Annotated in this window: 18 protein-coding genes; 6 read left to right on the plus strand and 12 right to left on the minus strand. The window is 48.9% G+C overall.

Annotated elements, in window-relative coordinates:
- Window positions 1-69: 69 nt before the first annotated feature.
- The gene (locus GC096_RS20485; protein WP_171632753.1) at window positions 70-951 is read right to left on the minus strand and encodes a LysR family transcriptional regulator; all 882 of its coding nucleotides are present in this window, start codon (window positions 949-951) and stop codon (window positions 70-72) included.
- Between the two features lie 131 nt (window positions 952-1,082).
- Between GC096_RS20485 and GC096_RS20490 the strand changes: the two genes are divergently transcribed.
- Genes GC096_RS20490 through GC096_RS20505 form a run of 4 tightly spaced genes read left to right on the plus strand, consistent with a single transcriptional unit; the run spans window position 1,083 to window position 4,476 of the window.
- Window positions 1,083-2,273, plus strand: coding sequence for an acetyl-CoA C-acetyltransferase (locus tag GC096_RS20490; protein WP_171632754.1), 1,191 nt, complete (start codon window positions 1,083-1,085; stop codon window positions 2,271-2,273).
- 20 nt (window positions 2,274-2,293) lie between these two features.
- The gene (locus GC096_RS20495) at window positions 2,294-2,986 is read left to right on the plus strand and encodes a CoA transferase subunit A (protein ID WP_171632756.1); all 693 of its coding nucleotides are present in this window, start codon (window positions 2,294-2,296) and stop codon (window positions 2,984-2,986) included.
- Window positions 2,987-3,013: 27 nt separating this feature from the next.
- Window positions 3,014-3,676 carry a 3-oxoacid CoA-transferase subunit B gene (locus GC096_RS20500; protein WP_171632758.1) on the plus strand — a complete coding sequence of 221 codons (663 nt, stop codon included), beginning with the start codon at window positions 3,014-3,016 and terminating at the stop codon, window positions 3,674-3,676.
- 23 nt (window positions 3,677-3,699) lie between these two features.
- On the plus strand, window positions 3,700-4,476 hold the full coding sequence (locus GC096_RS20505; RefSeq protein ID WP_171632898.1) for a 3-hydroxybutyrate dehydrogenase: 777 nt from the start codon (window positions 3,700-3,702) through the stop codon (window positions 4,474-4,476).
- Window positions 4,477-4,555: 79 nt separating this feature from the next.
- Here the strand turns inward: GC096_RS20505 and GC096_RS20510 are convergent, their stop codons facing one another.
- The 5 genes from GC096_RS20510 to GC096_RS20530 all read right to left on the minus strand — a co-directional run bounded on the left by GC096_RS20510 (window position 4,556) and on the right by GC096_RS20530 (window position 10,021).
- On the minus strand, window positions 4,556-5,647 hold the full coding sequence (locus GC096_RS20510; protein ID WP_171632759.1) for a serine hydrolase domain-containing protein: 1,092 nt from the start codon (window positions 5,645-5,647) through the stop codon (window positions 4,556-4,558).
- 87 nt (window positions 5,648-5,734) lie between these two features.
- Window positions 5,735-6,751: a M14 family zinc carboxypeptidase gene (locus GC096_RS20515; protein WP_171632761.1), complete on the minus strand. Its 1,017-nt coding sequence runs from the start codon at window positions 6,749-6,751 to the stop codon at window positions 5,735-5,737.
- A gap of 37 nt (window positions 6,752-6,788) precedes the next feature.
- Window positions 6,789-7,655, minus strand: coding sequence for a carbohydrate ABC transporter permease (locus GC096_RS20520; RefSeq protein ID WP_171632763.1), 867 nt, complete (start codon window positions 7,653-7,655; stop codon window positions 6,789-6,791).
- Window positions 7,656-7,669: 14 nt separating this feature from the next.
- Window positions 7,670-8,578, minus strand: a complete 909-nt coding sequence (locus GC096_RS20525) for an ABC transporter permease (RefSeq protein ID WP_246302860.1) — start codon at window positions 8,576-8,578, stop codon at window positions 7,670-7,672.
- 81 nt (window positions 8,579-8,659) lie between these two features.
- Entirely contained in the window at window positions 8,660-10,021 is a 1,362-nt protein-coding gene (locus GC096_RS20530; protein ID WP_171632765.1) for an extracellular solute-binding protein, read from the minus strand.
- Between GC096_RS20530 and GC096_RS20535 the strand changes: the two genes are divergently transcribed.
- Window positions 10,020-10,169: a hypothetical protein gene (locus GC096_RS20535; RefSeq protein WP_171632766.1), complete on the plus strand. Its 150-nt coding sequence runs from the start codon at window positions 10,020-10,022 to the stop codon at window positions 10,167-10,169. The two genes, GC096_RS20530 and GC096_RS20535, sit on opposite strands and share 2 nt — an antisense overlap.
- A gap of 297 nt (window positions 10,170-10,466) precedes the next feature.
- Here GC096_RS20535 and GC096_RS20540 read toward each other — a convergent pair whose 3' ends face one another.
- The 3 genes from GC096_RS20540 to acpS form a co-directional block, all read right to left on the minus strand.
- Window positions 10,467-12,674 carry a helix-turn-helix domain-containing protein gene (locus GC096_RS20540; RefSeq protein ID WP_171632768.1) on the minus strand — a complete coding sequence of 736 codons (2,208 nt, stop codon included), beginning with the start codon at window positions 12,672-12,674 and terminating at the stop codon, window positions 10,467-10,469.
- A 177-nt stretch (window positions 12,675-12,851) separates the two neighbouring features.
- Window positions 12,852-18,554 carry a DUF4962 domain-containing protein gene (locus GC096_RS20545; protein ID WP_171632770.1) on the minus strand — a complete coding sequence of 1,901 codons (5,703 nt, stop codon included), beginning with the start codon at window positions 18,552-18,554 and terminating at the stop codon, window positions 12,852-12,854.
- Between the two features lie 259 nt (window positions 18,555-18,813).
- Complete coding sequence (acpS, locus tag GC096_RS20550; RefSeq protein ID WP_171632772.1) at window positions 18,814-19,200, minus strand: holo-ACP synthase; 387 nt, start codon at window positions 19,198-19,200, stop codon at window positions 18,814-18,816.
- Window positions 19,201-19,438: 238 nt separating this feature from the next.
- Between acpS and GC096_RS20555 the strand changes: the two genes are divergently transcribed.
- Window positions 19,439-20,416, plus strand: a complete 978-nt coding sequence (locus GC096_RS20555; protein ID WP_171632774.1) for an aldo/keto reductase — start codon at window positions 19,439-19,441, stop codon at window positions 20,414-20,416.
- A gap of 291 nt (window positions 20,417-20,707) precedes the next feature.
- Here the strand turns inward: GC096_RS20555 and GC096_RS20560 are convergent, their stop codons facing one another.
- From GC096_RS20560 to GC096_RS20570, 3 genes are all read right to left on the minus strand, one after another.
- A complete protein-coding gene (locus GC096_RS20560) occupies window positions 20,708-22,270 on the minus strand; it encodes a response regulator transcription factor (protein WP_171632775.1) in 1,563 nt (520 codons plus the stop codon).
- Window positions 22,248-24,161 (minus strand): sensor histidine kinase, encoded by a 1,914-nt coding sequence (locus tag GC096_RS20565; RefSeq protein WP_246302861.1) that lies wholly within the window; start codon window positions 24,159-24,161, stop codon window positions 22,248-22,250. Before GC096_RS20565 ends, GC096_RS20560 begins: the two co-directional genes overlap by 23 nt.
- Window positions 24,162-24,290: 129 nt before the next feature.
- Window positions 24,291-25,994: a type 2 periplasmic-binding domain-containing protein gene (locus GC096_RS20570; RefSeq protein WP_171632777.1), complete on the minus strand. Its 1,704-nt coding sequence runs from the start codon at window positions 25,992-25,994 to the stop codon at window positions 24,291-24,293.
- Window positions 25,995-26,005: the final 11 nt, after the last annotated feature.

A 26,005-nucleotide genomic window follows, 5' to 3' on the forward strand; every position in this document is an offset into this window, starting at 1 on the left:
TACAAAAAGAGGCTGTTTCGAAAAGTCTGAACGGACTTTTGGGACAGCCCCTTTATTGTTATCTTTTACTCAGTTCCCCCATTGCTTCATGAATTGAATCCAACCTCTGGCCGCGTGAGAAAGGTAATGATGTTTACTCCAAATTGCAGCTAGATCCCAACGAATCGGTGGAATCGTCACTGGAATCGTACGAACCGCCTTCGAGTTGAGCTTACTTGATACCGTATCAGGAAGAAATGCGATGCCCAGCCCCGATCCAACCATCTCCCCAATAAAATCCCATTGCGAGCTTTCGTAGGATATCGCTGGCTCGAACCCCTCTTGTATACAAGCTTCTCTCACCCGGTCATAGAGGGAGAACCCTTCTTTGAACAGAATGAACGATTCATTCCTCAATTGTGATAGGTGGATGACCTTTTCCCCCGCGAGAGGGTGAGCCTCATTTACGATTAACGAGAGCTTCCGCTCAGCCAAAGGAAACACCTCGAACTCTTCCTCGTCTACAGGCAAGACGACAACACCTAGATCAAGCTTGGCTTCCCTCACCAATTGCTCCACGATTTTGCCTCCTTCTTCTACTAGCCTGGTCTGAACACCTGGATATTCACTCCGAAAGTCGGCGATCATCTTGGGAAAGAAGCTTGCTCCGATGACAGGCGGCAAGCCCAATGAAAGTTGGCCTCTCTTCAATAGCTTACCTTCATTTAACAACGACTGAAGATCCCGAGACATCGCTAGGGTCGCAGTGGCATATTTCAGAACGACCTCTCCATCGTCTGTCAGTTGTAGATGCCGCGTCGTACGATTGAACAACACGACGCCGAGCTCGTCTTCTAGGCTCTTTATCGTTTTGCTTACCGATGGCTGCGAGCTATGGAGCAACTGCGCCGCTTTCGAGAAACTTTGTTGTTTGGCGACTTCGGCGAAATAACGCAACTGTTGGAAATCCATTCACTCACCCCGATGATATATTCAAATTTAGAATAAATTGTATTCGATATCTGTATTTTACTCATAAATCATACTCCATTACAATCTGTATAAAAGGAACGATTTCCCAGACTTTAAGGAGTGAATAGCGCATGAGCGCAAATGAAGTTATCATCGTAAGCGCAGCCCGAACGGCGATCGGGAAATTCAACGGCCTACTCAAGGATGTCTCAGCTATACAGCTCGGAGCGGCCGCCATACAGGCTGTCATTCAGCGTGGGGGGATCCCCCACTCCCAGGTGCAGGAAGTCCTCATGGGCAACGCTCTGCAAGCGGGGCTTGGACAGAATCCGGCACGGCAAGCTTCGCTTCAAGCAGGCGTACCCGTCGCTGTTCCCGCTACAACAGTGAATCAAGTGTGCGGATCGGGACTCATGGCGCTCCAAATCGCCTACCGTTCCATCCAAAGCGGGGAATGCGACGTTATCGTCGCAGGCGGAATGGAAAATATGAGCCAAGCTCCTCATCTGCTGCAAGGAACACGCTCCGGCTACGTCATGGGAGATCAGAAGCTTCAGGATAGCCTGATCAAGGATGGCTTGTGGTGCGCGCAGAACAATTACCATATGGGCATCACCGCGGAACATTTATGCGAGAAATACAATCTGACGCGAGAACAATTGGATCAGTATGCGTTAAACAGCCAGAGAAAAGCTGCTGCCGCAGTGGCCTTAGGAAATTTCGATGATGAAATTGTCGCGCTTGACGTACCCGGGCGAAAAGGAACCGTTATCCGCGCCGATCGAGACGAATATCCGCGTCCAGACACGACCCTAGAGGGTCTCTCTAAGCTAAAAGCAGCCTTCACACCAGAAGGCAAAGTGACGGCTGGCAATGCTTCCGGCATCAATGACGGGGCCGCAGCGTTGCTCATGATGAGCAGAACGCGTGCAGCATTATCTGATATTCGTCCGTTGGCCGTCGTGCGCTCATGTGCTGTCGTTGGCGTTGACCCGGCCTATATGGGGATTGGACCGATTCCAGCCACAGAGAAAGCGTTGATGAAAGCCGGCTTAAGCATGTCCGACATCGATTTGATTGAGGTGAATGAAGCTTTCGCTTCTCAGGCGCTGTTATTCGCCCAGCATTTCGACTTAGACGACCGTAAGTTGAACGTGAACGGAGGGGCCATCGCACTTGGACATCCGATCGGAGCCAGCGGGGCCAGAGTAATGGTCTCCCTTCTCTATGAGATGGCGCGTCGGCATTCACAGTATGGTCTGGCTACCCTATGTGTTGGCGGCGGGCAAGGCGTTGCCGTTATCGTAGAACGCTGCGAATAATCATAGAAGGAGTAGACGCAATGAAAAAAATACTGACATCATTCATGGAAGCGGTTACCGCAATTCCAGATGGCGCGACGCTGATGGTCGGCGGTTTCGGCCTCGTGGGCATTCCTGAAAATATTATTGTCGCGCTGTCCCAAACTGGCATAAGAAATCTAACCGTCATCTCCAATAATTGCGGAGTCGATGATTGGGGACTAGGGTTATTGCTTCGCAATAAGCAGATTAAGAAGATCGTGGCCTCTTACGTTGGCGAGAACAAAGAGTTCGAACGACAAGTTCTCGCCGGAGAAATTGAAGTAGAACTGCTGCCTCAAGGCACACTTGCGGAGAAAATCAGGGCCGGCGGAGCAGGTATTCCTGCTTTCTATACCCCTGCAGGTGTGGGGACTCCGATTGAAGAATGTAAAGAAACGCGTGTTTTTGACGGTAAAACCTATCTGCTAGAAGAAGCGTTAACTGCTGACTTCTCCTTAATTCGTGCTGCAGCTGCAGATAAGATGGGAAATCTGACTTACAACAAAACAGCTCGAAACTTCAATCCTATGATGGCTGCCGCAGGACGCACGACGATTGTGGAGACGGAACGGTTACTCGAAGACAGCTATCTCGAATCCAATCAAATTCATACACCTGGCATTTATGTGCAGCAAATCATCGTAGGCCAACAGCAGAAACGAATCGAGAAGGTAACGGTCACACGAAGATAAAGGCAGGAATATCGGAGGAGGAGCCCTATGGCAGAGTTGTCTACTCGTGAGAAAATCGCAATACGCGCGGAGCAAGAAATTAAAAATGGAAACTACGTCAATCTTGGAATCGGTATTCCTACTTTGGTAGCCAATTTCATACCAAAGGAGAAGCAGGTTTTGCTGCAATCGGAGAACGGTCTGCTCGGCATCGGCCCCTATCCAAGTGAAGATCAAGTGGACCCCGATCTAATCAATGCCGGCAAAGAGACGATAACTGCGATTGCGGGAGCCTCGTATTTTGCTAGCGCTGACTCCTTTGCAATGATCCGAGGTGGGCATATCGATCTCGCCATACTCGGGGGCATGGAAGTATCGGAATCCGGTGATTTGGCCAATTGGATGATCCCAGGGAAGATGGTCAAGGGCATGGGGGGAGCCATGGATTTGGTTCATGGTGCCCGACGTATCGTAGTCATCATGGATCATGTGAATAAAGACGGCAAACCGAAAATTCTGAATCAATGCACGCTCCCTCTCACAGGCAAATCCGTCGTGGATCGCATTATTACGGATCGGGCAGTCATTGATGTCACTCCAGAAGGACTCCTCCTTGTGGAAGTCGCAAAAGGTTACACCATCGGCGATATTGCAATGGCGACAGAACCGCCAATTCGGATTGCGGATAATGTTCTTTTAGATGCCTATTAACTTAAAGGGGGCCTACCATGCATATGCCAAAAAAACCTGTCGTTCTGATAACAGGATCTGCGAGAGGAATCGGATTTGAAATCGGAAAACGATTCGCCGAAACGGGAGCAACGGTCATACTGACCGATATCGACAGAGCTTCTGTGGAACAATCAGCAGCGTCGCTTAGAGAGTTAGGATTCGATGCCCACGGGATTCAAATGGATGTAACTTCGGATCATGAGATCGCTTCCGTGATCAAAGCCGTCGAAGCTAGTTGGGAAGGTGTGGACATCCTGATTAACAACGCCGGAATGCAATTCGTCTCCCCGGTTGAGCATTTCCCAACGGAAACCTTTGAGCGCATGATCCGAATCATGCTAACAGCCCCTTTTGTTTTGACCAAGTTAGTCGTTCCAGGCATGAAGAAACGCCAATTCGGAAGAATCATCAATATCTCTTCCATCAACGGACTCGTTGGTTTCGCCGGAAAAGCCGCTTACAATAGCGCGAAACATGGCGTTATCGGCTTAACCAAAGCTGTTGCCTTAGAGACGGCAGCAGACGGAATTACGGTGAACGCGCTCTGCCCTGGGTACGTAGATACGGCTTTGGTAAGAAACCAATTGGCCGATCTGGCGGATCTGCATGGAATTTCTCCGGAAGATGCCTTGGAGAAAGTCATTTTGCCTTTGGTTCCGCAGCGCAGGCTCATCGATATGAAAGAAATTGCGGAATATGCTGTTTTCTTATCGAGTGAACATGCTAGGGGGATTACCGGCCAGTCGATCGTAATCGATGGCGGCTATACCGCTCAGTAACTTCAAATCAAAACCTCGCTGTATCGTGAATTTTCATTCACGATACAGCGAGGTTTTTACAATGGAGTCGGTTTGAATGTTAATCAATTGAAATCCCCAGCATCTTCTTTAATTCTTGAATAATTGTAAATCCAGCCCCATTGTTGGAGTAGAGATTATTAACTAGCCCAACCGCAAGATGGTTGTCCGGATCCGCAAACGCAATGGAACCACCGTATCCCCCATGCCCAAAAATGGAAGAACGCGAGCCCATTATGGAGTCCTTAGCCCCTACCTGGTATCCCATGCTCATGGACAATGGCATTTCATCCTTCAGCTTTAAAGGTTCCGTAGCAATCTTCATTCGTGCAGGGGGAAGCAGTTGTATGCCATCTACCCCGCCAGGCAATAAAGCTGCGTAATGCTTCGCAATTGCTTTCGCAGTCATGATTCCGTTGCTTGCAGGAATGCACGCCTTCCTGGCGTCCGACCTGTTCATCCATTCATGAAGTGGATAGATCCAAGATGGAATCGCTTGAGGTCCACTAGCGGTTGTACTCGATTGCATATATGCCGGTTCCTCAAGGGTTGCTACACGAGCCTCGACATCCTCTGGGATTCCTACGTACATATCCTCAATACCCAGTGGATCGCAAATTTCTTCCTTCATGATTCGGGCAAACGACCGACCATCTAGACGCTGGGCAATTTCCCCGAGAATCCAACCAAAAGTAATAGCATGGTATTCCATGTGTTCCCCTGGCGTCCATTGGGGAACCAGCTTGGCTACCCCGTCACGCATCGTATCCCAATCGACGACATCCGCTAACCCTATCCCTTCCGGCATCTGGGGAATTCCCGTTGTATGGTTGAGCGCATGTCTGATCGTGGCATTTTCTTTCCCGTTAACTCTAAATTCGGGCCAAATTTCACTGATTTTCATGTCATAATCTAGCTTATTGCGATCAGCAAGAAGATGGATTACCGTTGCCACAACCCCTTTGGTTGTAGAGAACACAGGAAACAGTGTTGTTGCTTTCACGGGTTCCTGCTTATGACTGTCCGCGGAGCCTGCCCAAGCATCTACAACGAGCTCGCCGCGATAATAAGCCGCAAGCTGAACTCCGCATTCTCTTCCCTCACAGGCCATACGGCCTAGAAGCTGTTCCATATTTTTCTGAATGTCTTTCATCGAATGGGATCCCCTTTCAGTTACCTTCTTCGATCCTACATCCTCTGACAAAACATGTACAATGCAAATTAAGAATGTGATATATGCCTAATTGGCATGCATAAACCGGAACGCTTGTTCAAATAGCACGAAGTGGCTATCCAATATCTCATCAGCCGTCAACTTTATTCCAGGTGCAGCAAGCCCCATGTTGGATTCGAATGTCAGGCTCATCCCTCCACATACGTGATGGATGGCCGATGTCAGATTAAACGGTGGAGAAGAAATGGTTCCTGCATCTGGCGCAAGCTGATTGGTAAGGGTAAAAGGAAGTCCCCTCTTCGCATAGGCATCGGCAAGCTGCAGATTGAAGGCTTGCTGCTTTTGCAAGACGTATTGCGGGAGAAAATAGATCGGATACAGATGAATCTCGCTATTCGCACCTCCATGAAACTGAACCGTGAAATCTGGAGCCTCCACGTCCGCAACACCCAGCAATGCGCTCGTCTCGCGCGCCATCGGGGCAAAAAAATTGTCATGCATTAGATTGACGCCGTCATCATTAAAATAGGAGCCGAGGTAATCCGAAGCGTCCTTAATCGGATGAACTGCTTTGCAGTCCGGCCATGAACAGAGCGTCCCGTCTTTCCAAGTTCCTTGCATATAATAGACGAACTTCTCATAAGGCACATCGATCAACGTATCGGTCGGCAGCCTAGCTCGCCCGTCTGGGTTCATACAGGGGATGAGAAGAAGTCTACATTGACGGGCACGCTCACGAATATAATCATTTCGCTTCCCTCGATAGTCCTCCCCTGTTTCGAGCAGCCGAATAAGGTTCATGACGGCGACGATGCCTTCCAGCTCACCGCCATGGACGCCTCCGACGAAAAGCAGAACAGGCTTGGATTCCTTCCCCTTACGTGCATAATGCTCTGGATTTCCCGCGCCGCAAGCCGAACTGTAGTTCGCCTTCCGACTGAAGTCATCCTTCTCCCCGTATTCGACAACATAAATCTCCCTTCCACCTGCAGAGGTGGCAAGCACCCGCGTCTTCCCCAGCCTCACCTGCCCCATGGCGTCTTCGATTTCTGCCAAACTACTTTTCCAGAATGTTGCATCCATTCGTTGCACCTCCCCCTCCTTCATTGCGCTTGAAAATTTATCCTTTTACCGACCCAACCAGCACACCCTGGGTAAAATGCTTCTGAATGAACGGATAGACCAGCAAAATTGGCAGTGTACTTACAAGAATGACTGTATATTTTAAAGACTCCAGCACGATTGTCGCCTCTCCGACCGCAGAGCTTACCGTCACATCGCCAACTTGACCAATCAGCACGATGTTTCGAACAATGACCTGGAGCGGGAACAAATCGGGATTCCGCAAATAGATAAGTGCAGAGAAGAAATTCCCCCATATGCCCACAGCGTAGAAGAGTGCGATGGTCAAGAGGACCGGCTTCGACAAGGGAAGAACAATCCTTAGCAGGATACCAAGGTCTGATAATCCATCGATTTTGCCGGATTCCTCGAGTTCGCGTGGAATACCTTGGAAAAACGTACGCATGACGATCAAATACCAAGAGGATACGAGCCCAGGCAGCACCATCGCCCAAATGGTATCGAGCAGGCCATAGCTGCGCATCGTGAGATACGTCGGAATCAAACCGCCGGTGAACAACATGGTGAATACGACGAGCAACATGAGTGTTTTACCGAATACGAGACCCTTTCTTGACAAGGCATATGCACCTATCATCGTAAACACCAACGATAACGTCGTGCCGAGCACTACGTAAATAAGCGTGTTTTTATATCCGATCAGGATGCGTTTGTCTTGCAGTACGGATCTATAGGCATCGAAATTAATGCCTTTGGGCCACAGTGTAATTTCATTGCGAATGACGTAATCCGATGCACTCATGGAAACGGATGCCATATGAATGAAGGGAAACAGCATCGAGCAAACGAGTATTCCCATCAGAAGAACGTTAACCCAGTCAAAGTAACGAATTCGCTTATGCATATGTTCATTCCCCCCTACCATAAGCTGGTTTCTCCCAGTCTACGGCTAATCTGATTGCTCGTATAAACGAGCAGGAAGCCGATGACCCCCATGAATAAGTCGATGGCTGTGGCATAACTGAAGCTCCCTTGAAGCACCCCCACACGGTATACATAAGTCGATATGACGTCCGATGTGTCATATGTAGCGGGATTGGACAGCAGGAATACTTTCTCAAAACCGATTTCTAACACATGGCCAATTTGCAATATGAACATAATCACAATTGTCGGCGCAATACCGGGCAATGTGACGTTCCACGTTTGTTTCCATCTGCTTGCCCCATCCATTTTGGCCGCTTCATACAGCTGTGGATCAATGGTTGTTAAGGCAGCGAGAAAAAGAATAGAGCCCCAACCGACCTGCTGCCAAATCTCCGAACTGACGTAGATCGTGCGGAACCATTCCGCCTTTTGCAAAAAATTGATGGCCGGCAGTCCCATTGCTTGCAACGCATGGTTGATCCATCCCGTGCTCGGTGACAGCATCAACACGATCATACTCGAAACGACCACCCCAGATAGAAAATGCGGCAGGTAGCTGACCGTCTGTACAAACCGTTTATATATCGAGCTTCGAAGCTCGTTCATCAGCAGCGCGAGAATAATAGGTGCGGGGAAACCGAACAAGAGCTTGAACGCTCCAAGGAGAATCGTATTCTTGATAATGACTAATGCATCCCTGTTATCGAGGAACAACTTATAATACTTCAATCCGACCCACGGGCTTCCTGTAATGCCTTTGAACACGTTATAATCCATGAAAGAGACGACGATCCCGAACATCGGAACGTACCGGAACATGATGTAATAAACCAATACCGGCGTAAACAGCAATATAAAGGTTCGATCGCGTTTCAACTGCCTAAAGATGGATAGTTTCAAACTCTTTTCTCCTTCCGAGAAAATCAAAGGGCCCAGCCTCTACTCATCGGATGCGTGGCCCTTTCGATTCTTCTGTTCTATCTATTTTTTCACTTTGACCCGATCAAATGCCTTTTGATAAGCATCCAACATCTTCTGCAAACCAAGCTTATTCATCTCGCTAGTGAAGGTATCCCATTGCGTCAATGGCGTTTCACCCAAAATGAATTTGGCGATAGACGTTTCATAATATTTGTTTATTTGCTCTTCGGTTGTCATAATTGCGCTTTTTTCATCTGGGGTCAAGGCTGGCAGGACGTTGGTGACCGGGGATTGATACTTCGCCGCCTCTGCGTAGGAATATTTTTCATTTTCATTGCTCATCGACGTGACAGCACTGTAATCGAATTGTCCGTAAGTGCCCGCCGTCATAATACCCGTTTCTTTGCGGAGTTCGTTAGCCTCTTTGATCGTTGGGATTATTTTTCTTTTACCGTTATCGACCGTATAGGACTCCCCTTCTTTCCCCCAGCTGAGAACGTCCGTCCCTTCCTTGGAGTACGCAAAATCAAGATAGCGGAGAACCGTGTCTAGGTTTTTGGTTTTGGACGATACAGAAAATCCGAGCGTTTCATAGTTCCCTCTAGGCAGGTACGGTTTGTCCCCCGCTCCGATTGGCGGTGCCATGAATTTCAAATGCTCCCCGTTCTTAAACTGTGTATTCATTGTTTCGATCTGTCCGATAAATTGAACCGTCATGAATGACTTATTCGTCGTGATGAACTGCGTCCAAGCCTTGTAGTCCATCGTAAGCCAATCTGGTGGTATGAGACCTTCCTTATGGAATTTATTCAAGTATTCGATCATTTTCTTGAAGTTCGGATCCGTCGCCCCATACTTGAGCTTACCGGTTGCCTGGTCTTCATAAATGCCTGGATACACGCCAAATGCCGGCCCAAACGTATTGAGCGTACCCAAACCGTGACGGAAGACAAAGGGATAGCTGTCCGGGTAAACCTGTTTCAGCTTCTTCGCCGTATCGTACAGTTCATCCCACGTTTTAGGTTCCTGGAGTGAATTCTTCTGTAGAATATCATTCCGATAAAACCAAACCATCTGGTTGCCCGCACCTGCACCGTCGTTGATCAACTGGTACATTTCTCCTCCAGGCGACGTCATCCTTTGGGCGACATCAGGATGGGCGGTCAAGAACGTCTTGACGTTCGGCATCTTGTCCAGATGCTTGGACAAATCAAGGAATGCACCCTGTGGTCCATACTTCTGCGCATCGCCCACATAAAGCGCGAACACATCGGGCATATCCCCTGATGCGATCGCAAGTGCCAGCGATTCCGGTCCCGTCTGCGTCTCCTGCTTGACCGTAATATTCGTTTTTTCTTTCACCCATTTCCATATAGGCCAATCCGGCTTGGCAGGCCAGCCAGGAGAGAGCTCCGTCAACATGCGGAAGCTTCCCGCTTCAGGCGGTTTGGTCGTAGCTGTACTTGCTGATGCGCTCGGCTTGGGCGAAGAAGATGAACCATTCGTTTCGTTGGCATTGCCAGAACAACCTGCGATTAAAGCGGATGTAAGGATGACTGTTATTGCGTAGTACTTACCGTTACTGTTTCGTCTCAATTCAGATACACCGTCCCTTTTTCAATTCTTAATATGGATATGTCCCAACCATACAAGGTAATGAATGCGCTCTCATTTACCTAAACTTATCCGACAACGCTATCATAGGACATCCAAGATAACTGGTAAATGAACGGTTCTCATTCGTCTGCAATTACTTTTCGGTTTTCCAAAAATAATATCAGTTTTGTAAAAACGCTTATATTCCGCGCGAAGCCACGCTTGAATAAGAAAACGGATCTCGCCATCCTCGTATGGCGGATCCGTTTACTCAGGAAGACATCTCGTTCCTCTTCCGATACTCGCTTGGCGTGACGCCGGTATATTTCTTGAACATGCGGTTGAACGATGCAACGTTCTGGTATCCAACAGCTTTCGACACGGCATGAATCTTCATCTGGTTATCGGCTAATAGCCCCGTCGCTTTATCGATGCGGGTTTCATTAATATAATCGACGATGTTCTTACCCGTCTTCGCCTTAAAATACGTGGATAAATAGCTGCTGCTCATCTTTAATTTATCTGCGAGCACGTCGAGGTAAATCTCCTCTGCCAAATGCTCGTTGATGTAATCAATAGCCATTGACGTAATAGGGTACTTCTCTTGCTTCTTCTCATGAACCGCATCAGCCGTCTGTGTCACCCATTCGAGCATCAGCCTTTCCAATTCCGGTACTGTGGAACAGCGCCGAATGCGTTCAACCGCTTTGCTGAGAATCGCCTCCAACCTGTCTGGATCGAGATGATTCGGAGGGATCGCGTTCCGGATTTTGCCGATCATCGAATCGGCAAACCGCATCATAGCTGCAGCAGGCAGTTCCTTGCCTTTCCATTTGCCAAATACTCGTTCCATAAGCTCAAGTAGCTGTGAAGTGTTACCTTCCCTCAAATGGATCTCGAAAGCTTTGTCTTGATCCGCCGAGAACCCGATTGCTACTTGTGTGATACGTTTTTGAATGATTTGCGACTCGTTGCTAAGCAGGCGTTCTCCTACCAGTTCCTGTGCTTCTGCGTACGCTTTTGTCAATTGAGCCACATCCGAGTAAACCGGCGTAAGCGCCATAGTCACAAGCGCATGCTCCTTGTCGTGATTGAACACGTCTTTGATCTGGACGAGCAGTTCAAGCACTTCGGCTGATTGTTCGCTGTATACGAGGCTCAAAATTTGATTGCGCTCAATTTGAAAGGTAAGCGAATCAGCGAATTTAGGCTTGATCTGGCTTTCTATATATATTTTGCAATAGTACAGCCAGTTCTGGAGTAAAGCGGCTTGCACGTTGTCCACATCACTCATTTCGTGAATTTGAAAAAGGATGAGCACAAACGGCTTGTTGGCGAATTCCAGCTTCATCGAGTCGGGATTCTGATTTCGAATCGCCTTTACGTGGTTGATGAACGAAAATTGTTTCAAGATCAGTTGATTATCCTGAATATTATCGCTAATAATATTAAACTCCTTGATACTTGAACGGAACGGCACATTGTCATTCATTTGGCGAATCGAATCGATCACTTTCTTCAACGGGTTGTTGACGCGTGCCGCGAACAAGAACGAGAAAAGGACACTCAGCGTGATCGCAGTCACAATCATGACGACAAGCGTCACGTTCAGCCGCGTCTGATTGGCAATCTGGTTGACGGGAACGCGGTCGACATACGTAAATCCGGTGCCATCTCCCACTGCCTGGAAGTGATATTTTTCACCCTGAATGAAAGCGTTACCTTTTTTCTGCCAATCCTTGAAATCGTTGAACGACTCCTCATTGACGCTCTTAAATATCGTGATACCGGCACTGTCGTATATCATAAAATCGCTAATACCTTGATGGAACGCCTTGTACATTTTGGCGGCATCGAGAAAGACGACCATGTAGAAATCCGAGTTTTCCTGATTCTTAATTACGATAGGTATGAATTTGCCTAGCAGTTGCGGACGATCGCGGAACATATAATTACTTATATTGGCGGCTGGTAAAACCCGACTCGAATCTGACTCCGTAAATTGCTGCCTCCAAAATTCGATCGGATACTCGTCGCTTCGGTAGAACACGTTGAACATCAGGTCGGCGTTCGTGCTCGTGCTTTTCTCCAGAACAAGCTCATCACGCTTCGAATAAAACAATATATTATCGATAAATAGATAGGGATTGGTTGTCCAGGTTGTAATACTTTTCTGAATGAGGGATAAATTGACGTAGTTCGTTTTTTTGGCCATGAGCTGCACTTCTTCACTGAAAAAAAACAGCACCATCTGCTTGCGGATCAGATCCAAATGCTTTTCGTAGCTGTCCCTGGCATTGCTCAGCATTAGCGTATTATATTTGACGACTTCCTGTCTGGCGTTCTCTTTGGAAATGGAGATGGCATAGAACGTGAGGGAAACGAGGATGAGAACGATGAATAGAAATCCGGCAATCAGCCGTATAAAAAGAGAATGAGATATGTTTTTGATGAAAAGGATCGGGTGAATATTGTTCATAACCTCCCCCTCCCTTTCTCATAAATGTCGCTGTTTTAATCGTTCATGGTATTAATTTATCTTAACAAATCGGATGAATCGTGTAAATAAATGCCCTAAACTCTTCCAAGAATCGAGCTGTCCCCGAATAAGAAAGACTTCGGGGACAGCCCTGACATCCTGAATTATCCCTTCATGCTAATTGTACAAGGACAAGTAATCTATCAAGAATGTACTCGTATATCGGTTCGTGCTGAATCGGAAGGTATCGATTCCCGTCGTGGTAGCGTTATTGTAGAAGGGAATTCCGCTGATCTGATAGACACCGAGCGTTCGATCCATCGTGCCGGGAGCGTCGACTGTTCCAGCATAGCTTTTCAAAGCGTCAGCCTGGAACATAATGTCATACGTTTTCGCGACCGTATCAAGATCAATGCGGAGCGTGAGCCACTGATCGCGAGGCACGGTGAACCCGGAGGACTTCGGAATTTTGAAAGCTGTGAGTGTGCCGTTGACCACCTTCCAATAGCCGAATGTACCGTCCGAGAAACTGTTGAACCGCACAACATCTGTCCCGGATCCGCGCAGTTTGATCTCGAAGTTGCCGACGTCGTGATTCAACCGGCTAAACATGAATTTGGTTTCGAATGTCACCTTGCCGCTCAGCATCGCATTCGTTCTCGCAATTGCCGGGCTTTCTGTATAGTCGTCGTCCGTCGGGGCGTAATTATCCGTTACTTTCAGCGCATTACCGCTTCCGTTAGGCGTCGGTACAATTGCTACCCCTGTTCCGCCGTTCGTCACCACTGTCCAATTGCCTCCTGTCGTCATGTTGCCTGCCGTTCGGTCGTCGAAAGACTCATAGTACTCACCGTTGCTACTTGCGGCAGGCAACGTCACCGTCAAGGTCGGGCCATCGGCCGATTCGTTGCCCTTGGCATCCTTTGCTCTAACCTGGAACGTATAGGTCCCTCCTGGCTGCAGCCCCGTAGCATCGCCATAAGTACTGCCGCTAACTGTCCCTGTGTTCACAAAAGACGATTGGGTTGCATCCTTCCGGTAAATCGAGTACGAGGCAACACCCGACTCATCCGCTGCGGGATCCCATGCCAGTTTGGCCGCGCTCGGGAACAAATGAACGGATCGAACAGCGCTCGATCCCGTCCAGGAAGGAGGCGTCCTATCGACCGTGGTTTCGTACAAGCTCACATAGTCTAACAAGAATTTGCTCGTATACCGATTCGTGTTGAATCGGAACGTATCGATCCCCGTCGCGGTTGCGTTATTGTAGAATGGAATTCCGCTGATCTTATAGATACCGAGCACGCGATCCATTGCGCCGGGAGCGTCCACCACGCCAACATAGTTTTTGAAAGCATCGGCCTGCATCGTAATGTCATACGTTTTCGCAACCGTATCAAGATCTATGCGAAGCGTGAGCCACTGATCGCGAGGCACGGTGAAACCGGAGGACTTCGGAATTTTGAAGGCCGTGAGTGTGCCGTTGACCACCTTCCAATAGCCAAATGTACCATCCGAGAAACTGTTGAACCTCACAACATCTGTCCCGGAGCCGCGCAGCTTAATCTCGAAGTTGCCGATGTCGTGATTCAACCGGCTGAACATGAATTTGGTTTCGAATGTCACCTTTCCGCTCAGCGCAGCATTCGTTCTCGTGATAACCGGGCTCTCCGTATAGTCGTCGTCCGTCGGAGCGTAACTATCCGTCACCTGCAGCGCATTCCCGCTTGTATTCGGCGTCGGCACGATCGCTGCCGTTGTTCCGCCGGTTGTCGTCACCGTCCAGTTGCCGGCTGTCACCATATTGCCTGCCGTCCGTTCGTCGAACGACTCATAATACTCGCTGCTAGTGGCAGGCAGCGTTACTGTCAAGAGCGGGCCACCAGCCGATTCGTTGCCGTTGGCATCCGTTGCCTGCACTTGGAACGTATAGGTGCCCCCCGCCTGCAGGTTGGTCACATCGTAACCATATGTGCTGCCTGTCACCGTCCCTGCTTTTACGAAAGAAGATTGGGTAGCCTCCTTACGGTAGATCGAATAAGAAGCAACCATTCCCGAGTTATCCGTTGCGGAGTCCCATTCCAGTCTTGCTGCGCCTGGGAACAAATGCACGTCCCGGACAGCGCTTGATCCCCCCCATGAAGGAGGCGTAGCATCCTGGGTCGTAACGGTCACAGCAGCGGCTTCCGGGGAACGATTATCGCTGGTATCTACGGCTCTAGCGGTAATCACATAGGTTTTCCCCGCACTAAGTCCTGTAATCGTCGCCGAGAGCGTACCGTCCGGGACGGCCATTTTCTGTACGCCGTTCACATACAGCGCGTATTCCTTCACCGCGACATTGTCGGTCGAAGCGGACCAACTGACCGTTGCGGAAGTTTCCGTGCGAGAAACCAACTGCAGATTGCCAGGCACTGTTGGCAGTTCCTCGTCATCCTTCTCCTCGATCAGGCCGATCCAGTCCAGGTTCATGGCGCCGCCAGCATTCCACATTGTAATGTCGACCGGGCCAGCCGGCAGTTGCTGCCCTGTTGAGATCCGCAGTCCTTTCCAAGCTTCGGGGACCGTCCCCCAATCGACGGTTGTCGGCGCCTCGGCATAATAAGGCTGATTGCCGATCATAATTTGTCTACCCGTAAGTGTACCCGCAGGTAAATCCCAACCTGCTACGTACTTCAGAACGAGATCGTATTTGCCTGCTTTCGGGACTGTGAACGTCCATTTCGCCCACTGCCCTTTCTGATCCCAGTTGCCTAAGCCAACCCCACCGGATAAGAACGGCCGGGTAGCATATTTCGAAAAGCCTTTGCCGCCCGAAGAGGTAAAAGCTTCCGCCTCCTGCCATAGCAGGTTCAGGTTCGAGCGCATCTCATCCGGATTGTTCCATAGCACCGTATTCGTCAGATTGTCGTTCCCTACCCGCTTCAGCTTCAGCGTCCCGGACGCACCACGTAGAATGACGTTTGCGTTCTCTTCGAGATACAGACTGTGCAGACGCCCATGCTTCTCGAATAACAAACCGGGAGGCGCCTCTACGATCTCATAGAGCCCCGCTTCATTGATCAATTTTCCCCATGCAACGGACTCGCCTGCCATATCACTGTGCGCTTGCAGTGTCACTGCGTTCGAAACACCCTCGATGACCGTCTGCAGCGTCACGTCGGCGAGCGCTTGCGGCACAGGTGCATTGTTCAACTTGAAGGCATGTTGCCCCTTCTCGACATGAACGGTTAATCTGGTTCCATCCGCGTCCCATTGCACACCGCGCATGTCCATGGCCTCGGCGATTGAGCCGCCGCGAGGGAAGTCCGTGCCGCTGCCGGCCTCACGCAAACGAGCGATGCCAGGCGCGTAGAGAGAGAATTGCGAGTCTGACATACTCGATACCGACAAGCGGTCGCCTCCGTACACGATCGTGGAGGGGAGATCGCTTTCGATCAACGTGACGCCGTTCTTGACGACTTTCGTCCCGTCGACAAGCATCACAGTACTACCTTTCAGGGCGACAGCCGTTCCCTCGAATTGCACGCTTCCCGTATCAATTTCTCCGCTCGCTGCCATTCGGATATAGACAATCGAACCGTCTGCGAAAGTGAGCTTCAGGTAACTGCCATGATCTTCCGATACGACGTTCTGAGGCGTCGAATCCCGCTTATACGCTTCCATCGTCGCCACAAATGTTGTAGCATTCGCTTTGGGCGCAATGAATGCCGCATGCATCTGCTGCTCGGAAGCGTACGTCCCGCCAGGCTGCAAGTCGGTTCCGTTCATGCCGATAAACCGGTCCTCGTATTCCGTGCGCAGATTAGAAGGAGACTGGAACCGGACCTTGAGTCCTGCTTCACCCTTCAGGATCGTCGCACCGGCATGATCGGCATCTAGCTCAAGATTGTCCTCAGCATGCAGTCGCCATTCGAATTCATTGCCTGCCGGATTCGCGGACTGCAGCTTATCAATGACGACAAACATGTTTGGCCTGACATAAATCACCTGGCGTCCCGCCTTGGTCAAGACTCCCGGATAGGCCGCCGATGCGTCACCGCTGACGGCATCAAAATCGGGATGCGTGACAAAGCCGTATATGCGTCCGTCTGCATCAATATTCCCGACAGGCTGCCCTTGCTTCCCATCAAACGTAATCGCGTTTGATGATAGCGTTTGCTTCGCATAATTTAAATCATGATCGCTGCCATAGTAATCGTAATACCCGCTCTCAATGGCAAGCGACTCGCCGAAGGCGTTAAGAACAAAGCTATTCTGATCAGCATGACTATGATTGAAGCTGCCATACGGACTTGATTTGAAGTAGAAAGAAACGCGATCTGGATCAAACAGCTTGGAATGCATGGCAACCAGTCCGACATCCTCAAACCATCTGGCATCCGGCAAGTCCATAGGCGGCATGGAAGCTAAGCTGCTGTCACCATAGAAGTAATTGTTCAACTGAGCATCCGGTCCCGTACCAATCGCTTCTCCTGCCCATTTCAGCCGTGGATCGCCATTCATCTGAGAAAGGCGGTTGTACATGGTAACGCTTGGTCTGCCTGGCGCAAATTCGCTATCATCTCCGAAGATTCCCTTCGGGCTGCCATTTGGAAAAGCATATAGCGGATACATGCCTTCATTGCGGGTATAGCTCTTGTCGTACAAATTGACGCCGGTAGAAGCAAGGAGAACGTCCATGAATTCTTGGCCGATAAAAGCTGACCACTGCCAGTACCCCGTTCCTTGCGCCCATCCGCCATCTTCGCCGCCCCAAGGCGGCATAATGTTGATATAAGCGGGTACGATCTGACGATACCATTGTTCGGCATCTGGAACATCGTGAAGCATGGCGGTCGCGATAATACCGATGTAGCCGAATGCAGACCACCCGTGCGAGTCATAAGGATTCTTTTGAATTGGATGGGCAATGACAACATCGTTCACCATCGTCGTCGTACGGGTAATGATCATAGCTTGAACCTGCTGTTTCTCCGTTGGAGTCAGGAGGGGGTATAACCAGTCGTAGGCGATGGAAGCATTCAGCGCAATGGAGCGGTGCACCTGGTCTTGAATGACATAACTCGTTGCTCCGCTTGGGTTCCAAGAAGCGATATTGAGAAGCCGGTCCTTGGCTTTCTGTCCAAATTGCGGGGAACCCGTAATCAAATAGAGAAAAGCGGTATCCATCATTTGCGTGAGGGGGCCATCGGTGTAGGTCTTCAGCACACTTTGCGCAGCAACGAAATCGCTATCGCGAGGATGTGAGGCCGGATAAGGGAACGTCGGCTCAGCAGGGAGCGGGTTATTCAGATTAGCCGTCACCGAAGCCAACTTCGTCTCGTAGACCGACTTCCCTACCGTCTGTGAAAGGCTGCGAAAATCTGCAAGTGTCTCCGAGGTTGTCCATATACGCGGATGCTGAGCGGGTAAATTAGTCATAATCTGGTCGATCGATGGCACGGCGAACGGAACGTTCTGCTCCTCTATGCGGAACTTTCGAACGTCGCTCCATACCGACCAGCCGTCGGCTGGTTTATGGAACCTTACCCGCCAGTACCAGGTGCCGGCATCGAAAACATGAGGAAAGTTGTAAAAATTATCCGATAACGCCGAATTCTCATAAACAACATCCGATACCGTCGCGCTGCGGCTAACCTGCAAATCATAACTGTCCGCTCCGGGAACCGCCGGCCATTTGAAATCAGGTGGATTTTGCGTCGTCACAAGCGAATCTGCCGGCCCGAACGGCATGTTGAGGCCGGTTAACACCGACGAAGGCCATGTCGTTGCCGCTTCAGCCACGCGAGAACCCAAAAGCCCAACATTAAACAAGCTTGCAACCATTACGAAGATCATGCCTATTGCAAAACTTCTAGCTTTCATCCATCCACTCAACTTTCGATCATCCCTTCCATCATTTAGGTATAGAAAATCCCAGGCACATTCTCGATGAAATTGAAATCGCTTTCAAAAATCCCTCCTTTCTCACTAGTACAATACTAGCCAGCACCGAGCTGGGCGTATATGAACAAAGCTCCACGCGTTCAACTTTTTTTGCTATCTTCAAAAAAAAGTACCAGCTTTCGCAAAAGAGGCTAAGAAAACCTTTGGTACAATAAAGAAACCTGAGTCAATTCCCAGGTTTCTTCGCGTCTTATAATTGCTCCACAATGGCATAGGCAGCGGCCATGGATTCCGTATGCGTAATACTAATATGAATCCGGTGATTGCCTTGCAGTCCTGCTCGCAGCAGGGCTTCTTCTTTTACCTGACAAATCGGCTTGCCTAACGCATCCGGCAGTACCTCTACATCTTGAAACCCAATCTGCTTGCCGATGCCACAGCCAATCGCTTTCACAATCGCTTCCTTGGCAGCAAATCGGCCAGCAACAAACTCGGCTAGCCGTCCACGGCGCTTCTGTGCCAACTCCCGCTCGGCCGGTGTCAGTATCCGCTCCATAAACCGTTCACCTGAAGATCCCTCTAACATTTTGCCTACACGTGTAATTTCAGTTAAATCCGTTCCGACTCCAATGATCATGCTAGGTGTTCCTCTTTTCTGATAACGATAATGCTTATGCTTTGCGTACAATTTAACTGATTACTCGTCCAAGGTCAAGATAGAGGAGTTATGCCAGGCTGCTTGTATCTTCCGCTCCCCGATCTTTCCAGGGCATTGCTTACGTCCAGGTAAGTAAGTAACACTATTTTCAGCTCTTATGTCATTCTCCTGTAAGCGTTATACTAGGCATAGAAATTATAGCTAGGAGGCCATCATAGTGAAAATCATGCCACTGGAAAGACGCGGGATTTCGAACAGCCGCATTGTCTTCGGATGTATGGGATTAGGCGGAGATTGGGCCGGCAATCCATTAACCAAGGAAGATTACATCACCGCTGAAAAAGCTGTAGAAGCCGCATTATCAATTGGAATTACGATGTTCGATCATGCTGACATTTATAAAAGAGGGAACTCTGAGACCGTCTTCGGTCAGGTTCTCAAGAATAGACCTGATTTGCGCGACCAAATCATTTTGCAATCGAAATGCGGGATTCGCTTTCAAGATGAGCAGCATCCACAGCGTTTTGATTTTAGCAAAAATCACATCCTAAGCTCTGTCGATGGTATCCTCGGCCGTCTTGGTGTGGAGCACATCGATATCTTGCTGCTGCATCGTCCGGATCCGCTCATGGAGCCTGAAGAAATCGCGGAAGCTTTCAATACACTGCGCTCTGCGGGGAAAGTTCGCCATTTCGGCGTATCCAACATGACCTCTGCGCAAATACGTTTCATTCAAAACTCACTGCCAGAGCCACTTGTCGTCAACCAATTAGAGATGAGCTTGGCGCGCGTGGACTGGGTTGAGCAAGGCATTCTGGTGAATCAGAAGGTTGGCGCCAGCGTTAATTTCGCCGATGGCATCCTCGAATATTGCCAAATGAACGACGTTCAAATTCAGGCATGGGGTCCACTCGCCAAAGGGAAGTTCTCCGGCAGCGATATCTCTGATGCGCCTGACACGGTCAAGAAAACGGCCGCGCTTGTTCAGAAGCTGGCCGATGAGAAAGAAACGACGCCAGAAGCCATCGTACTTGGCTGGCTCATGAAGCATCCGGCACGCATTCAGCCGGTCATCGGCACTTCCTCCGCCAAGCGTATCGTCGCTTGTGAGGACGCGGTTCGCATCGCGGACAGCATGACGCGCGAAGAGTGGTACGCGCTGCTCGAAAGCTCCCGCGGCTTGCGCATGCCGTAGCCCAAATGGCTACTCACCTGGAGAGAGGGAACGAGAGGGCACTATTTACGAGAAAATGAGCCTAATGGACGTCGAAGGGAACAAGGGTGCCTTATTTTACCGAAAATCGGCAAATATGATGAAAATCGAACAAATAGAGCATCTATGTTCCTCTCAGAGTAAATTTCGAACGATTTTGGCGAAATAGAGCATCTTCGATCCCTTCACTACTCCCCCTAGCCCAAAATGTTGGGTGAAGGGTAATAAGGCCGTCCTGCAGTAGAGAAATCTACTTCAAGACGGCCTTTTCGCTCAGCTGATTACTTCACGCAGATCCCGATACTCTTGGGGACTAACCCCCTCCATCTCTTTGAACACGCGGCTGAAATGCTTCACATTCTCAAAGCCAGCCCGCTCGCTAATTTCGTAAACCTTGAAGTCCGTCGTTGCTAGCAGCTCGCGTGCACGCTCAATGCGCAGCTTTTTCAGATAATGAACGAAGCTTTCTCCGGTGTACTCTTTGAAGGCCTGACTGAAATAGGAGTAATTGAAGGAAACATGATTCGAAACCATCGCCATATTCAAATCTTTATCAAAGTTCTCCTGTATGTATTGGGTGGCTTTCTTCATTTCTCTGTGATCAATATGAAATGTCTTCATCGTGCGCACATACCCATTGAGTCGGTCCAACAAACCCTCGACACTATGATAATAATCGGAGAAATAATAGAAATTCGAGATATCCCCGACCTTTTTGAACAGCCGCAGGATCTCTACAGACTCGCCCCCATACACATGAAATACTTTATCAAACACAAGCTCGTTCATGGCTTTGCTCACAGCCTCCACATAGGCGATATCGAGCCGAGCGACGGTTTTCATGTCCAGTATTTCCAATAGCAGCGCGGACATTTCCTTATTCCGGTCGGTCCCCAGCATATTGGCAATTCTTTGAATTGTAGCGATAGGCACAGTGAAATCCTTATTTTTAGCACAAATACTTTCATAGCTCACACTGCCTGGCCCCGACTGCAAAAATGTATACTTCAGCGCCTCTTGAGCTTCCATATAGGCAGACTGCAACTGCTCGGCTCCACGCGTGTAGTCACTTAACCCCATGCTGTACATGAAGTAACCCGCCCCAGTGATCCGCTCCGTCAAAGATAGAAATAATTCCCCCTGCTCTGCGATGAGCATTAGCTGATTTTCTTTATCTTGAACGATCGCGTGCCGATGACGGCTGATCTCTGGCACATGAGCTAGTTCATCTTGGATACGAACCAGGAATTCGGAAGGCTTCATCCCCGTTATCGTTCCCCGATAGTGAAGCACGCCGATTTGAAACCCTGCCTCCACCCAAGCCATATCAATCTGCCCAAGCTTGCTCCGCATGGTTTCCCCGTCCATATGAGAATGCCTGAGCAAATAACTCAACTGACTCTCCTTGAAAGCTTCCTTCTGCTGTAAGGAGCTGCTCAGTTGCTCGGATATCTGCTCTTTCAGCTTCAGATCATTCTCCAATCGAACTAGGGTACTGGACAGCTCATCCCGAATAATCGGTTTCAACAGATATTCCTTCACCTCGCAGCGGATCGCTTCCTTCGCATAGGGGAAATCATCGTGTCCGCTTAGAATGATCACCGCAGGCTTCAGAACCATCTCCTGAATACGATTAATCAGCGTAATCCCATCCATCACAGGCATACGGATATCCGTAATGACAATGTCTATTGTGGTGCGCTGCAACAGTTGCAGCGCTTCTTCGCCGTCCCCAGCGAACTCGAACGTATAGGCTTCCGGAAATTCGCGGGCAATCATGGCTTTCAAGCCGAGTCGGATATTTTTCTCATCGTCAACGATAAGTATGTTTCTCATCCGTAGACATTCCTCCAGATAATATCAAATAAGGCAGCTTCATAAATACTTTGGTATACGTCCCCTCCGCACTCTCTACCCAAATCCCATACTCATTGCCATAGTACATTTTGATTCGCTGCGTCACATTGCGCATACCGATGCCGTTGCCTTCCTGCTCACGCTCAGGTCTATTCCCATATTTGTTATGAAAATAAGCGTCCTCCATATGCATCTTCTCGTGAAGCTCCTCCAGCTGATGCGCTGACATGCCTGCGCCATTATCCCCAACCTCGATGAGCATGCCATCCTCACACTGGCTCGCACGAATCCAGATCGTGACACCCTCACGTCTAGCCCGATCGATATTCATCCCATGCTTCACCGCATTCTCCACTAGAGGTTGAAGGGACATTTTCAGCACTTCTTGCTCCAGATAACTGCTTGGGATATCCAATTCCAACTCTAATTTATCATCATAGCGAATGTTCATGATCGCGATGTAATTCTGAATATGGTGGATTTCATTGCGCAGCTGGACCTGATCGCTGGACCATTTCAGACTGTAGCGCATCATGGCGCCAAGTGACGTCAACGCATTAGAAATCGTGTACTGCGCTTCGACTTCAGCCATCATTTTTAAATTTTCCAACGTATTGTAGAGGAAATGCGCGTCGATCTGATTCTTTAGTGAATTCAGTTCCGCCTCTTTCGTCGCCGCTTGTTTGTTCACAGCCTCCACGATGAGCTCATTCATTTTCTTCATCATTTGCCGGAAATGATGGGCAAGCTCGCCCACTTCCCCGCCAGCATCCATATCAATTTGCACATTGAGATCGCCTCTGCGCACCTTTTTCATCGAATCACGCAGGATATGCAATTTTTTCAATATGAGCCCTTGCAGGAAATACGTGATTGCCGACAATAGCGCAATTAACACAACAGCAGCAGCGATAAATATATTACGGGTATGATGGATTTGCGTAACGGGTTCTTTTAAAGACACTACATTCAGCAAATGAGCATCCAGATTATCGATAGCCGTCGCCAAGATCAGGTACGGCGTATCCCCAATAGTTACCGTGAAATTAGCCCCCTCCGGATGCGAGTTGGCATTCCACGCTTGGCGCAGCTGCTCCATGTTCATGCCTTTGAAGAAAGCATTGCCTTCCCCCGTAAACATCCCACCATACCGATCAATGACGAGCATGTGCGACTGGCCATCTTGAATGGGACTGAACAGCTTCTGAAAAAACTTCTCCATCAGCATATCGACCTCAAGAATAGCAACGCGCGTGTCCTTGGGATAATAGATTTCTTTCAACAAGGATACATACGTCCAGCTAGCTTCATTATCCGTGTTGTACCGATTCATAATATCTTTCTCATTCTGCAAAATCTCCCAGCGAGCCTCGCCCTTCCGTTCGAGCACATCCTTATACCAGGATCGATCTGCAATTCGGCTTTCTTTTAGAAAAATGGGCCAAATCTCTTCCGTATTCGGATTATCTGTAAACAAGCGAACATTCGTGATATTCGGGTTGTTAAACAGGAGCCGCTGCAAATTTGAAAACGTATTCATATTAAAATCTACAAGCTCCGAGACCTCAAGTTCATGCGCATTATGTAAATATTGAATAACCTCTCTGTCCGTAATCGAAAACTGAGCAGCACGCCCCATCGCTTCAATATTGTTCAGGATATTCGCTTTCTCGCTCTCTAACGCGTATTGATTATTGTTCACGGTGTCTTGAATCGTATTTTGGTAAAATTCATTAAATAAATACCAAGAAATCAATATAATGGGAATCAAAATGATGATGATATAGGCACCGATTAGTTTCGTTTGAATCGAAATCCGGTTCGTTATCTGCGTAACCCGCATTCTCCCTTTGCCCCGCATGAATCCCATGGTCTCATATCCCGTCTTTCTATTCGGTAGTTCTCTTATTTTAATATAAATCTTGCACCATGCGGGAACTATTTGCAGCGAAAAACCCGAAAACCCGATAGATTCGGGCTCTCAGGTTATCATATCGAATTACTTCGCGGATGCGGCAATTTTCTTCGTGTTCGATTCAAATTCTTTCTGTTGGTAAGCCTGCACTTTATCCAATCCAGCTGCTTTCCGATCCTTTTGGTATTTATCAAACAACTGATCGAATTCAGCATCCGTCTTAGCTAGTAGCAGTTTCGGAAGCGTTTTGCCCCACGCCTGGGCGATTTTCGTGTTGGCGATCCCCTCTTCGGATGTCCCTGTTGGCACAATGTTATCGTACTGCGAGAAGCTCTTCGACTTGCCTTTGGTCCACTCTTCAGGTTGTTTGATCGGTTCCACGCTAGGCGGTGCCCACTGCAAGTTCATGTTTGTATCCATCAACATCCAGAAGGTGTAGGACGAGCCGTATTTTTTATCAAAAGCAGCCCGGTCTTTATTCAAAAGATCTAGCACTTCGGGCTTAAATTGATCTTTGCCATTGATAGTGTCATAGCTGACGCCTTTCTCACCCAGGTACAGATCCTTGTTTCCTTCCTCACTAATGAGGTAGCTCAAGAATTTAATTGCTCTTGCTTTATCTTTCACGTCTTTGGAAATTAGCGTCACTGTCCAACCGGAGATACCGGGTCCTGCTAGGGTTGGTGCGCTTTTGGCAGCATTCGCTGGGCCGTCTACGGCAATGTACACTTTGTTCGGATCTTTTTGGAACAGGGAGATATTTTGATTCGCTAAGTCAGAACGTTGATACAACATGGCAAAATAACGGCCTTGCGCAATCTTTTCTTCCATTTGAGGACGCTTATCGATAAAAATATCTTTCGCCAGCAAGCCCATTTCATTGGCCTTACGGAACGTTTTGAGCCAGCTTACAAACTCTGGATCTGTGGAACGATCGTAGAGCTTATTATCTTTTTCATACGGAATTGCTAAGAAATTCTGCAGCATGGAACCATTTTGACCAGCATCAAGCAGTGAACTATTCCCTAAGTCTCCGAACTCATGCAAACCTAGCGGAATCAGCGGCTGACCGTTCACGTCAGGGAACTTCTCTTTCGCCGCCTTAAGCGCGTTCAAGAACCCCTCTTGTGTTCTCATATCCGGCTTACCGATCGCCTCATACATGTCTTTGCGAACCAGGAACGTTTGATTAGACACGAAGTTTTGCCCGTATTTCTTGTAGTCCTCGGAGGAAGAAGAAGCGTTCGGATAACCGTAGAAATTGCCGTCCTTCTGTGTGTACCACGATGTCTTGGCCGGATCAGCTACCTTAATGAAATATGGATCATACTGCTTGGCAAGCTCATTCAGCGGAAGGACCATATTGCCTTCGATCATTTTCTTCACTGCATCTTCGTACCAGCCCAATGTGATAAAATCAGGCAGCTTCCCGGAGGCAATCATCGTATTCAGCTTCTCGTTCTCATTGCCCGCAGGGACGATAAAGTTGATATTCACACCGGTTTTCTTGGTTATGTACTGCGAAGTGGCATCAACGCCCCATTTATTAGGGAACCAAGAGAAGTTAAGGTACCAATCGAACGTAATCGGCTTCGTATCGGATTTCCAACCTGGATCATTCGCATTCGCCACAGGCGCAGCGGATTGTGGTGCGGCGGTTTCTGCTGCCTTGGTCGCCTCGGGACCGGCCGTACTGGTGTTGGTCTCTTTATTTGTGGTACAGGCAGTTATTGAAAAAGCTGTAAATAAAGCAAGCAAGGTCGTTAGCGTTTTGCGTGGTTTCCTCATTGGCGTTTCCC

It is taken from the genome of Paenibacillus plantarum (genome assembly GCF_013141695.1).
Taxonomy (GTDB): domain Bacteria; phylum Bacillota; class Bacilli; order Paenibacillales; family NBRC-103111; genus Paenibacillus_E; species Paenibacillus_E plantarum.